General features: G+C 65.0%; 12 protein-coding genes and 1 pseudogene. 8 read left to right on the forward strand and 5 right to left on the reverse strand.

The window, feature by feature from the left end:
• The first annotated feature begins 154 nt into the window (after window positions 1–154).
• Both B552_RS0104115 and B552_RS0104120 read left to right on the forward strand, forming a co-directional pair.
• A complete protein-coding gene (locus tag B552_RS0104115; RefSeq protein ID WP_019447744.1) occupies window positions 155–1,180 on the forward strand; it encodes a catalase family peroxidase in 1,026 nt (341 codons plus the stop codon).
• Between the two features lie 36 nt (window positions 1,181–1,216).
• A complete protein-coding gene (locus B552_RS0104120) occupies window positions 1,217–1,759 on the forward strand; it encodes a cytochrome b/b6 domain-containing protein (protein ID WP_019447745.1) in 543 nt (180 codons plus the stop codon).
• Here the strand turns inward: B552_RS0104120 and B552_RS0104125 are convergent.
• A complete protein-coding gene (locus tag B552_RS0104125) occupies window positions 1,756–2,103 on the reverse strand; it encodes a transcriptional regulator (RefSeq protein WP_019447746.1) in 348 nt (115 codons plus the stop codon). The two genes, B552_RS0104120 and B552_RS0104125, sit on opposite strands and share 4 nt — an antisense overlap.
• Window positions 2,104–2,196: 93 nt before the next feature.
• Between B552_RS0104125 and B552_RS0104130 the strand changes: the two genes are divergently transcribed.
• Complete coding sequence (locus B552_RS0104130; protein WP_019447747.1) at window positions 2,197–2,790, forward strand: hypothetical protein; 594 nt, start codon at window positions 2,197–2,199, stop codon at window positions 2,788–2,790.
• Here B552_RS0104130 and B552_RS0104135 read toward each other — a convergent pair.
• Complete coding sequence (locus B552_RS0104135) at window positions 2,714–3,496, reverse strand: hypothetical protein (RefSeq protein WP_019447748.1); 783 nt, start codon at window positions 3,494–3,496, stop codon at window positions 2,714–2,716. The two genes, B552_RS0104130 and B552_RS0104135, sit on opposite strands and share 77 nt — an antisense overlap.
• Before the next feature lie 248 nt (window positions 3,497–3,744).
• Here B552_RS0104135 and B552_RS0104140 point away from each other — a divergent pair, with 248 nt between their 5' ends.
• A complete protein-coding gene (locus B552_RS0104140; protein ID WP_019447749.1) occupies window positions 3,745–4,656 on the forward strand; it encodes a bestrophin family ion channel in 912 nt (303 codons plus the stop codon).
• A gap of 27 nt (window positions 4,657–4,683) precedes the next feature.
• Here B552_RS0104140 and B552_RS0104145 read toward each other — a convergent pair whose 3' ends face one another.
• From B552_RS0104145 to fisR, 3 genes are all read right to left on the reverse strand, one after another.
• Window positions 4,684–5,496, reverse strand: coding sequence for a c-type cytochrome (locus B552_RS0104145; protein ID WP_019447750.1), 813 nt, complete (start codon window positions 5,494–5,496; stop codon window positions 4,684–4,686).
• Between the two features lie 69 nt (window positions 5,497–5,565).
• Window positions 5,566–6,387, reverse strand: coding sequence for a sulfite exporter TauE/SafE family protein (locus B552_RS0104150; RefSeq protein WP_026035307.1), 822 nt, complete (start codon window positions 6,385–6,387; stop codon window positions 5,566–5,568).
• 207 nt (window positions 6,388–6,594) lie between these two features.
• Window positions 6,595–7,941 (reverse strand): sigma 54-dependent transcription regulator FisR, encoded by a 1,347-nt coding sequence (fisR, locus tag B552_RS0104155; RefSeq protein WP_019447752.1) that lies wholly within the window; start codon window positions 7,939–7,941, stop codon window positions 6,595–6,597.
• A 225-nt stretch (window positions 7,942–8,166) separates the two neighbouring features.
• Between fisR and B552_RS0104160 the strand changes: the two genes are divergently transcribed.
• The 4 genes and pseudogenes from B552_RS0104160 to B552_RS0104175 all read left to right on the forward strand — a co-directional run bounded on the left by B552_RS0104160 (window position 8,167) and on the right by B552_RS0104175 (window position 12,162).
• Window positions 8,167–9,054 carry an MBL fold metallo-hydrolase gene (locus tag B552_RS0104160; protein ID WP_237718161.1) on the forward strand — a complete coding sequence of 296 codons (888 nt, stop codon included), beginning with the start codon at window positions 8,167–8,169 and terminating at the stop codon, window positions 9,052–9,054.
• Between the two features lie 63 nt (window positions 9,055–9,117).
• Window positions 9,118–10,359: pseudogene (locus tag B552_RS0104165) on the forward strand (FAD/NAD(P)-binding oxidoreductase); the annotation flags it as partial.
• A 154-nt stretch (window positions 10,360–10,513) separates the two neighbouring features.
• On the forward strand, window positions 10,514–11,710 hold the full coding sequence (locus B552_RS0104170) for an MFS transporter (protein WP_019447755.1): 1,197 nt from the start codon (window positions 10,514–10,516) through the stop codon (window positions 11,708–11,710).
• Between the two features lie 158 nt (window positions 11,711–11,868).
• Entirely contained in the window at window positions 11,869–12,162 is a 294-nt protein-coding gene (locus tag B552_RS0104175) for a hypothetical protein (protein WP_019447756.1), read from the forward strand.
• The last annotated feature ends 40 nt before the right edge of the window (window positions 12,163–12,202 follow it).

Consider the following 12,202-nt stretch of genomic DNA (forward strand, 5'->3'; position numbering starts at 1 on the left):
TCGCTCTTGAACCCGGCATCCGCCTGATCGCCGACCTCTTTTTTTCAGTCCGATGGAATAGCAAGGGCGTCTCGCGTGTTTACCTCCCGTGTCACTTCTCACCCGGGAGCACGCCTTGACCGAAGTTACTTCTCCAACCAGCCCACGAACCTGCGTGCCGTGCCGCCTTGCGGCCATTGGCGCCGTCGTGGCCACCCTGACCGCACTGGCCGGGGCCTTTGCCTACGCAGGCGGATGGATCGCGCCGGACCGCCTGACCGCGCAGACCATCATCAACCAGTTCCAGCGCAATGCCGGTCTGCATGAAGGATTCCGGCGCAATCATGCCAAGGGCGTTTGCATCGACGGCTATTTCGAGAGCGATGGCGCGGCGGCATCCTTGTCGTCAGCCAGCGTGTTCGCGGCGGGGCGCACGCCGGTCATCGGCCGCCTTGCGATACCCGGCGGCAACCCGACGGCACCTGACGGCAACAGCGCGGTCCGCAGCATGGCGTTGATGTTCACGCAGCCGGACGGTCAGCAATGGCGCAGCGGCATGAACTCCACGCCGATGTTCGGCGTCCATACGCCGGAACAGTTCTACCAGCAGCTTGTAGCCGCGCAGCCGGACCCCGCCACCGGCAAACCCGACCCTGCAAAGCAGAAGGCGTTCCTGGCCGCCAACCCTGAATCGCAGGCACTTCAGGCATGGATGCGTGGCCACCCGCCAGCGTCAAGCTATGCGAACACCGCGTACTACAGCGTCAACGCGTTCTATCTTGTCGACGCAAACGGACGCCGGCAGGCGGTGCGCTGGTCGATGCAGCCAGAGTTGCCATATGCGCCGGTGACAGCCGCCGAGAAAGGCCAGCCAGCGTGGCTGGCCGACGATCTTGTGCATCGTCTGGAAGCGGGACCACTACGCTGGCATCTGCGGCTGACGCTCGCGGCGCCTGGGGACCCGACTGACGACGCCACGCAGTCGTGGCCGGATGACCGCAAGCAGGTCGATGCAGGAACACTCGTCATCGAGCATGCCAGCGCGCAGGACAACGGTGCCTGCCGCGACGTGAATTTCGATCCGACGATCCTGCCCGCCGGTATCGCGCCTTCAGGCGACCCTCTGCTGGCCGCGCGATCCGCCGCCTATGCGCTCTCCTATCAGCGTCGCACGCGCGAAGTCGCGCTCGGCGCGCATTGACCACGCATGCACTCCAGCCCCCTGAGGCCGAATCCCATGAATGCTACTCACACACAATTCACCGCGCTGCAGAAGCTGCTGCACTGGTCAATGGCAGTGCTTATCCTCACGATGCTGTTCGTCGGGGTTGCGATGGTTGCCACCGTTTCGCATGCGCACCAGACGCTGGTCAACCTGCACCGGCCGCTTGGCATCGCCTTGCTGCTTCTGGTGATGGTCCGCATCGTCGTGCGGCTGCGCAAGGGCAGTCCGCCGCTGCCGGACAGCATGCCCGCCGCACAGCGGGTTATCGCCAGAGGATCACATGTGGTCTTGTACGCGCTGATGGTGGCCATGCCCCTGGTCGGCTGGGGCATGCTGTCTGCCGGGGGGTATCCGGTGACCATGGCGGGCGCCATTCATCTGCCGCCGATCCTGCCGGCCGATGTCCGGCTGTTCGCGCTGTTGCGCGCGCTGCATACCGGGCTCGCCTTCACGCTTTTCGCGGTGGTACTGGCGCATCTGGCGGCCGCATTGCTGCATGGCCTGATCCTTCGCGACGGCGTGTTTTCGGCAATGGCGCCGCGCAGGAGTTCCTAGCTGCTCTTCGTCGCCTTCACCAGGCATTCGGACAGCTTGTCGAAATGGCGCAGCGCCGCCTGGGTCAGTTCGACCTGCTTGCGGCGCGCATCGTCGGTGTCAGCAAGCTGGATCCAGCCCTTCTTGCGCATGGACTTCAGCCGCGCGTGCAGCGTGGCGGGCGAGCCGAATTCGGCGTGCGTGATCATGTCCCGCACGGACAGTGGCTGGTTGGCCTGACAGGCGCGCGCCACGAACTCCAGAATCCGTTGTTCCAGCGGGTCCAGTGCCGGCAGCGAAGGCAGGCCGCGCACGGCGTCGGCCAGTTGCAGGAAGCGCAGATAGATGTCGGCGGGTCTCGTCATACGGACTGTTCAAGCCAGGGCACGAGGATTGACGGTTTGCGGATGCGCTATCATCCGCCGGTACAAAAATGGCACCGGCCGGATTCTACGTCAATGTCAAACCTCCGTCTGCAGCTTGCCATGGTCCTGGCGACGATCGTCATGTTCGTGCTGTCGTTCGCGCTCAACGAGTGGCTGTTCCTGAAGCTGGTGTTCGTGCCCGGCATCACCTGGATCTTCCTGCCCGCGGGCGTACGGCTGCTCTCGACACTGCTGTTCGCGGAAGCCGGTGCAGTGGGATTGCTGATCGCCTCGTGGCTGGTCTGCTTCCTGTACCTGTTCCCGGACAATTTCAGCCGTGCGTTCATGGGCGGCGTACTGCCGACCGTGGCGCCGTACCTGACGTACAAGCTGGCACAGCATTTCTTCGGCCTCAAGGCATCGCTGACCAACCTGACCCCGAAGCGGCTGCTGGCTTGCATCGTCGCGTATGCGATTGCCAACTCGCTGCTGCACCACGTCTGGTTCTACGTGCATGACCACGCGGAACATGTGGTGCCAGGGTTCCTGATCATGCTCACGGGTGACCTGACGGGCACACTGATCGTCATCTACGCGATCAAGGGATTGCTCAGGCTCGCGCCGCGCCGCCGGACAACAGACGGCCCATGTACTTGCCAAGGGCAATCTGCAGGACATCGGAGTTGAGGCCATCCATGCCGCCGAGCAGCGGCGCGATGACCAGCCGCGTCTCTCCCTTTGCATAGACACGCAGCAGCTTGGGCAGGTCGGCCGGTTGCAGGATCACGTTCTCGCCCGCAATGCCATCGAAGCCGAACGCACTGCAGAAGTCATCGGCATGCTGGGCGCCGAAACACACGATGAGCTTCGGCGCCATGCGCTGCGCCAGCGCCGTGACGAACGCAAAGCGCGACCCGCTACGGCAAAGCGCAGCGTAGCGCTTCAACGTGCGCGGCACGGCGAAGGTGCCTTGCAGGCCCGCCGATTCCTCCTGCCTGACAAGCGCAGGGTAGAGACTCAGCCAGAACTCGCTGCCAGTGGGCGCATAGAGCTGACGCTCAAAATAGTCCTTCCAGTCGGGCGCGCCAGCATCGGACGCGGACGCATGGGCAGCAGCCAGAATCCGGGCGATCTTCTGATGGCTCTGCCACTTTGGGATCTCATCCTGGTTGCGCCGGCGGAATGCCTGGTCCCAGACAACGGGTGCCGGCACCGGCAGCAGCGACTGCGTGGCCGGCGTGCCAGCCATGCGCGCGGTGGCCTCGCACAGCCAGACCGGTGCCGCAGGATTTCCCTGCATGCCGGCATAGGAAGCAAGGAATGCGTCCAGGCTTGGTCGAGCATCGGCAGCCGGAGCCGCGCGATCCGCCTCCCCGGTTGACGCCGATCCCATGAACGCGGGGTGCTGGCCCCAATTCGCACTACCATCCACTGCACTGACTCCCTGACTTCCTGCTACTGCTTAGTTGAAACCGTTATAAAAAGTATAACGGTCAGACTGGCAAGGTGTCTTGCATGGTTGCATCGCCGTGCCCGATGTCGGCTGCCTGCAACAGGCGCTGGTGCGTGCCACTGGCCGCTGATGGCCGCTGCTGCGGTATATTCCGACGACCACACCTGCGCCTGCATGCACCAACGCTCATGATCACGCGGCCTCAACTGCATTGGTTCCGCATGCTGTTCGTCCTGCGCGGATCCGTTCTACCTGCGATCGCGCCGCAACTGCTCGGCGTCACGGCCTTCTCCGCCATCATCACCGCCCTGCATGGACGGATATGGGAGTGGAAGGTGTCGCTGAACTTCGTCCCGTTCTCGCTGATCGGGCTGACGCTGGCAATCTTCCTGGGCTTCCGCAACAGCACCAGCTACGCGCGCTACTGGGAAGCCAGGACGCTCTGGGGCAGCGTGCTCATAGAGTCACGCTCGCTAGTACGGCAGGCGCTGACGCTGGTTGCCGACGCAGACGCCGCCCGGCAACTTGCCCACCGGCTCTGCGTGTTCGCACATACGCTTCGTCATCAGTTGCGCGGGACCGATCCTGCGTCCGATATCGCGCCGTTCGTGGACGCCGCCACCGCCCGGCGCCTTGCGGCCGCCAGGTTCAAGCCGGCCATCGCGCTGCTGATCGCCAGCGAATGGGTGGGCGATCAGCTACGCCTAGGGAAACTGTCACCGTCACTGGCATTACCGATGGAATCCGCACTGAGCCATCTCGGCAGTGCGCTGGGCGGGTGCGAACGCATCGCCAGCACGCCGATCCCGTTCACCTACTCGGTCATCATTCACCGCTGCATCTATCTGTACTGCGTGCTGCTGCCGTTCGGCCTGCTCGACACGATCGGCCTGATGACACCGGTGATCGTCTGCTTCATCGCCTACACGTTCTTCGCGCTTGAAGCGCTCAGCGCGGAGATCGAGGAGCCGTTCGGCGAAGAACCCAACGACCTGGCGCTGACCGCCATGTCCTACACGATCGAATCGACCCTGCTGGAAATGGTCGGCGAGCAGCCGTTGAGCCCCCGCCCCGCCGATAACGGCTATATCCAGACGTAAGTGGGTGGCACCCGGGGGCGACTGCCCTTAGCGTGCGTCCTTGGGCTTGTCGCCCTTCGGCCAGTCCTTGGCGCGCGCCGCGTAGTCCGGGCGCGGTTGCGCGGTGAAATAGGCCGCCACGTCCACCGATTCCTGCGCCGACAGCGTGCCGCCCTGTCCCAGCGGCATGTTGTGCTTCACGAAAGCGGCGGCGGTGTAAGTGCGCGCCATGCCCGCGCCGATGTTGAAGGAGTCCTTGCCCCAGACCGGCGGGAACACGTAGCCGCCTTGCGGATTCTTCATGCCCTGCCCGTCGGCGCCATGGCAGGACGCACACTTGGATGCGTAGACGGCCTTGCCGTTATCGCGGTTCGGCACGAGCGCGGTATCGATCTTCTCGAAGCCCCGGCCGGTCACGTTGCTGCCGGTAGGCACGCCGGTGGACAGCCACTTCATGTAGGCCATGATGGCGTTCATTTCCGCCGAGTCGAACGCCAGCGGCTTGCCATTCATCGATCGCTGGAAGCAGTCGTTGACACGCTCCTGCAGCGAAATCAGCTTGCCGCTGCGCGACCGGTACTCGGGAAACGCAGCCGTAAGCCCAACCCACGGCGACGCAAACGGCGTGGTGCCGCCGCTGAGGTGGCAGTTCGTGCAGTTCAGGCCATTGCCGACGTTGCGCGGCAACTGGTTATGGGTGTCCGTCAGCAACTGCTTGCCACGGCGAATGGCATCGCCCATGGGCCCGCCTGGAATCGACGCCTCGTTGGGCACTGTCATGGCCACGCCCTGTGCATGACCCAGTGCCGGCATGCAGGCTGCTGCCACGAATGCCAGGGCGCTCAGTTTTGTCCGGTTCACGTTTTTCTCCTAGGTTTATGTGTGAACGATGTGAAATGACTTGTTGGCTTGGGCTTGCCTATGTCGACGTCATGCCAGCGCAACCTTCGCCACCATCCCGATGGCGATCAGGCCCGCGACCAGCGCAAAGCCTTGCTGAAGTTTCTGGCCGCTCAGGCGGCTGGCGAAAACCCGCCCGCCGAGCATGCCGAGCATCGCGCCCACCGCGAACGGCGCGGCAACATGCCAGTTCATATGGCCGGCAATTGCGGTCGAAATGACGCCGGACGCGGATACCAGCGTGATCACGGCCAGCGAGGTGGCGACGATGGTCTTAACGGGCGCATCCGTGGCCTTGCGCAACGCGGGAACGATGACGAAGCCACCGCCCACGCCAAGCAAACCCGAGAGAAAGCCCGCGCCAACACCCGCCGCGGCCAGCGCACGCGTGCATGACGCTGTCCAGACAAAGCGTCCTGTCGCGTTATCGAGCTGGCACGGCGCCAGCGTGCCCTGCTGCGTCGGCGCTGCGGCAGCAGCCTGCGGCGCATGGGCCTGCCTGTACATCCGCACGGCCACCCAGGCCAGCACGATTGCAAACAGCACGGTCAGCGGCCCGTTGGGCACCCGATGCGCGAGCCACAGGCCAGCAGGCGACGCGAGCACGCCGGTAGTGGCCATCATCGCGGCCGCGCGATAGCGCACGATCCCTGCCCGCAGGCCGATCAGTGCGCCAACGGCTGCCGATACGCCCACAGCCAGCAGCGCGATAGGCGCGGCTTCGGCCATGCGCAGGTGCAGGCCGAATACCAGCAGCGGCACGGCAAGAATGGCGCCGCCGGCACCGGTCAGGGCCAGGATCAGACCTACGATGGCGCCAAGCGAGGCGCCGACGGCATATATCGAATCGATCACGAAAAAGAAGGTACGGTGACCTGAAAGAGATTCAAAAGGCGCAAAGACGTACAAGTTCCGTGCCACCCCGGCCAACAACCGGAAAACATAGGCGGAACAAGGCTTTGCGAGGAATGACCTGCCAGCATCGGCAGGTTTGGCGCTGCCAGCGCGCGGCAGCGCTGCCATGACTGGCAGCACATGGCAGTCCGCTGGCAGCCCGGGTCATGCGATGCCGAGCGCCTTCAGCCGACGGTAGAGCGTACGCTCACTCATGCCCAGCGACTGCGCGAGCGCGCGTCGTGTGCCATGAAAATTGCGCACCTGGGCGCGCAAGGTTTCATCGTCGGGCGGCGGTGCCGACGCGGGATGAATGGCGATCGACCCGATCGCCCCGATCGCCCCAATCGACTGGAAGGCCGGCGCCCCGCCAGCTTCGCCCATCCCCGGAGGCAGGTCCTTCGCGCGGATCACACCGTCATCGGCATACAGGCGGGCGCGCTCGAGCACGTTACGCAGTTCACGGATATTGCCCGGCCAGTGGTAGGCGCGCATCCGTGCCAGCGCTTCCGCGCTCAGGTGAAGCGGATGCCTGGCGCGGCCGCCTCTTGCCAGGATGGACTCGGCCAGCAGCGCAATGTCGTCCAGCCGGTTGCGCAGCGGCGGCAGATGAATTGGAAACGCCGCAATGCGGAAATACAGGTCCTGGCGGAACAATCCCTGCCCGACCATCTGTTCGAGTGGCTTGTGCGTGGCGGCCACCAGCCGGAAGTTTGCCTGCCGCGTTTCCACACTGCCCACGCGACGGTAGGTGCCGGACTCGATCAGGCGCAGCAGCTTGACCTGCATGGCCAGCGGCACGTCGCCCATCTCATCCAGGAACAGCGTCCCGCCTTCGGCCGTCTCCACAAGGCCGGGCTTGCGCGCCAGCGCGCCCGTGAACGCGCCCTTCTCATAGCCAAACAGCTCGCTCTCGAACAGGCTTTCCGTCAGGCCCGAGCAATCGACCACCACGAACGGCCCGCTGGCGCGATCGCTAGCCTCGTGCACGGCGCGCGCAAACATCTCCTTGCCCGTGCCCGATTCTCCAAGCAGCAGCACCGGCAACGAGGACGGCGCCACGCGCTGCACGGCCTCAAGCGCATGGTTGAAGGACTCCGAGCGCCCTACCAGCCCTTCCGCGCTGGGCCGCGCCGACGCACTGCGCACGGTGCTCAGGCGCTCGACGTAGGCAACCACCTGTTGGTTGTCATCGAGGATCGGGCGCAATTCCACGTTCACATGCTCCGGACCGCGCGGCGTGTGATGGATATGGAGAACGCGATCGGGGCCGCGCGTCTCGAACGCCTTGCGCATCGGGCAATGCTCGCCGGCCTGGTCGCACGGCACGTCATAGCCGTGCGAGATGCGATAGCACGGCTGCCCCAGATAGGGCCGCTCCACGGCGCCGAACTGGCGTCTGTAGGCGGTATTGGCGGCAAGGATGTGGTAGTCGATATCCAGCACGATCATCGGCTGGCTTTCCTGTTCCAGATAGGACAACAGGCCCTGGAGTGTTTCGGGGGGATTCATGCGGGGGCGCGGTAAGTCGGATTGGGGCGGGTAAATCTTTGGGCGCCATTCTGCCAAGTTCTGCCAACACTGCCAAGGTGGCAGTGCCCGGGAGCGGCTGACAGTCCGCCTGACAGCGCACCTGCGCCGCCCACTGCGCGAAATCCCTTGCGAAACATGGCCTTGTCGGTGCGAAGCCAACATGGCACGGGTTTTGAGTCACAGGCCCGATCAACGACGCCAAACATGCCTACGCCCATGACGCAGATGGAAATCGAATCCTTTTTTGACCCCGACACGTGGACCCTCAGTTACCTGGTGCTGGACCGCGCCAGCCTGCAGTGCGCGCTGATCGATAGCGTGCTGGACTATGACCCGAAGTCGGGCCGCACCCGCACCACCAGCGCAGACCGCATGATCGAGCGCGTGCAGGCGCTGGGCGCCACCGTGCAATGGATCCTGGAGACCCACGTGCACGCCGATCACCTGTCCGCTGCGCCCTATCTCAAGGCCCGGCTCGGCGGACAGACCGCCATCGGCAGCCATATCACCACGGTGCAAAAGGTATTCGGCACGCTATTCAACAGCGGTGCCGAGTTTGCGCACGATGGCCGCCAGTTCGACCGCCTGCTGCACGACGGCGACACGATCGAGATCGGTGGCCTGCAGGCGCGTGCGATGCACACGCCCGGGCACACGCCGGCCTGCATGACCTACGTCATCGCCGATGGCAAGGACACCGCCGCGTTTGTCGGCGATACGCTGTTCATGCCTGACTACGGCACCGCACGATGCGACTTCCCCGGTGGCGATGCACGCACGCTGTACCGATCGATCAACAAGGTGCTGAGCCTGCCCGCCGACACGCGCCTGTACATGTGCCACGACTACCAGCCCGGTGGGCGGGAACTGCAGTTCATGTCCACCGTGGCGGACGAGCGCGCGAGCAACATCCATGTTCGCGACGGCATCAGCGAAGAAGAATTCGTGGCGATGCGCCAGGCGCGCGACGCCACGCTGGCCATGCCCACGCTGATCCTGCCTTCCGTTCAGGTCAATATGCGCGCGGGGGACATGCCGCCGCCGGAGGCCAACGGCACGCGCTATCTGAAGATCCCCATCAACGCCCTCTGATTCCCCAAAAAAAACATCATGCAACCGCGCCCCTTCCCTAACGAAACCCTTCAGGCCCAGGCCGACGCCAGCCACGCCGTCGTCATCATCGGCGGCGGTGCCGCGGGCATTGCCGTTGCGTCCAGCCTGCTGGCGCGCAAGCCCGGCCTGGACATCGCCATCATCGATCCGGCCGATATCCACTACTACCAGCCCGGCTGGACGCTGGTGGGCGGCGGCGTGTTCGAACCCGCGCACACCGCGCGCACCATGGCATCGGTGCTGCCGCGCGGTGTGTCGTGGATCAAGGCCGCGGTCAAGTCGTTCGAGCCCGAACAGAATGCCGTGATCGTCGATGGCGGTCGCGTGGTGCAGTACGAGCATCTGGTGGTGTGCCCCGGGCTCAAGCTGGACTGGGATGCCATCGACGGACTGCCGCAGACGCTGGGCCGCAACGGTGTCACGTCGAACTATCGTTATGACCTTGCGCCCTATACCTGGAAGCTCGTGCAGGAACTGGAGCACAAGCAGGGCGGCCGCGCGCTGTTCTCGCAGCCGCCAATGCCGATCAAGTGCGCTGGCGCGCCGCAGAAGGCCATGTACCTGTCTGCGGATGCGTGGCGCCGTGCCGGTGTGCTCGATCGCGTGGACATCCAGTTCTGCAACGCGGGCAATGTGCTGTTTGGCGTTGCCGACTATGTGCCCGCGCTGATGGAGTATGTCGAGCGCTACGCCATCGACCTGAACTTCGGCGAGACGCTGATTGCCGTGGATGGCCCCGCACGCCAGGCCACGTTCCGGCGCACAAGCGCAAACGGCGCCACGGAACTGGTGGTTCGCGAATTCGACATGCTGCATGCGGTGCCGCCGCAGAAGGCGCCCGACTTCATTCGCGAGAGCCCGCTGGCCGACGCCGCCGGCTGGATCGACGTGGACCCGGCCACGCTGCGCCACAAGCGCTTTGCCAATGTCTTTGGCCTTGGGGACGCCGGCAATACCACCAACGCCAAGACCGCTGCGGCCGCACGCAAGCAGGCGCCCGTGGTTGCGCACAACGTGCTTGCCGAGCGCGGTGCGGCACGTGGAGAAGCCCGCTATGACGGCTATGGTTCGTGCCCGCTGACCGTCGAGCGCGGCAAGATCGTGCTGGCCGAGTTCACGTATGGCGGCAAGGTTGCCCCGAGCTTCCCGAGCTGGTTCATCGACGGCACGCGGCCCTCGCGGCTGGCCTGGTGGCTCAAGGAACGGATTCTGCCGCCGCTTTACTGGCAAGGCATGCTCAAGGGCCGCGAATGGCTTGCGAATCCGCAATTGCAGGGCCAGTAATCACACCATCGCGCACGATCGTTGGCGGGCCGGATGCGTGCCCGCCGACACGCCGATGCAGCGGCTTTCCTCCAATAACCTTCTCCTGCCTGTAGCCGCCTTCTAGTATGAATGCGGGCATTGCGTGCGCCCAACGTCGCCATCCACAACGACCATGGCCATGAACGTCCCCGCCAGCACCCTGCGGCAAATCCCCTCCGGCATCTGGATGCTCGGCTGTGTCAGCCTGCTGATGGATATCTCCTCGGAGATCATTCACAGCCTGCTGCCGGTCTTCCTGGTCACCACGCTGGGCGCCAGCGCGCTGGCGGTCGGGCTGATCGAAGGCGCGGCGGAGGCCACCGCGCTGATCGTGAAGGTGTTCTCCGGTGTCGTCAGCGACTACCTTGGCAAGCGCAAGGCGCTGGCCGTGCTTGGCTACTCGCTCGGTGCGCTGTCGAAGCCGCTGTTTGCGATCGCGCCGGGCGTCGGCATGGTGATGACCGCGCGACTGTCCGACCGTATCGGCAAGGGCATACGCGGCGCGCCGCGCGATGCGCTGGTGGCCGATATCGCGCCCGCGCACCTTCGCGGCGCCGCCTTCGGGCTGCGGCAGGCGCTGGACACGGTTGGCGCATTCCTCGGTCCGCTGATCGCCATCGCGTTGATGTACCTCTGGGCAAATGACTTCCGGGCAATCTTCTGGGTGGCCGTCATACCGGGCATCCTGTCGGTTGCGGTGCTCGTGTTCGGCGTACAGGAACCGGAACCGCAAGCCGTGGCAAAACGCGCAAACCCGATCCGGCGCGCCAGCCTTGCTCGATTGAGCCCGGCCTATTGGAGCGTGGTTGCCGTGGGTACCGCGTTCGCGCTGGCAAGGTTCAGCGAAGCGTTCCTGATCCTGCGCGTGCAGCAGACCGGCCTGCCTGTGTTCATGGCGCCATTGGTACTGGTGGCGATGAACGTGGTCTACGCGATTGCGGCCTACCCCTTCGGGAAGCTGGCGGACAACCACAGCCACGCCAGGCTGCTGGTAGCGGGGCTGGTGGTACTGATCGCCGCGGACATCGTGCTGGCGGTGGGCACGCATTGGGCAGTCTCGCTTGCGGGCGTGGCGCTCTGGGGGCTGCATATGGGCATGACCCAGGGCCTGCTGGCCACGATGGTTGCAGACACCGCACCGCCCGACCTCCGAGGCACCGCGTTCGGCGTATTCAACCTGGCCAGCGGCGTGGCACTGCTGGTTGCCAGCGCCATGGCGGGCTGGTTATGGGACCGCTTCGGCGCCGCTGCCACGTTCCAGGCGGGCGCGGGCTTCTGCGCGCTGACGATTGCGCTGCTGCTTTACCGTCTTCGCGCGGGCCGGCGATAGCACCGATCGTACCGAGGGACCGGGCGCGCCCGCCCCGTCATGTTGCACAACTTACGGATTGTCACGACTTCCGCGTCAACTGCGACGCCTTGCCTGCCGTTTTTTCCGGTAAGCACGACGCATCGTCGAGCCCAAAAAATCTCCCAGGAGTTGACATCATGAAGAAGCTGTTCGCTGCTCTCGCATCCGTAGCCCTCGTTGGCACCGCTCTGGCCCAGACTGGCGTGCCGGCTTCCGCAACCCCGTCGAAGAGCGAGCCGACGCAGGAAAAGGCCCAGGCAAGCGCCCACAAGGACAAGACCGACGTCCACGCCGGCGCGCACAAGTCCGCTGCCAAGGGCACCGCCCACAAGGCAAAGACCACGCCGGATACCGCGAAGCCGGAAGCCGCCAAGCCAGACGCCGCCAAGACCACGAAGGCGTCGACCGTAGACAACACGAAGAAGCAGTAAGCCCGTCCATCGAGCCGCCCGGGGGTCCGCCGCACGGCCA

The organism is Cupriavidus sp. BIS7 (assembly GCF_000292345.1).
GTDB lineage: Bacteria > Pseudomonadota > Gammaproteobacteria > Burkholderiales > Burkholderiaceae > Cupriavidus.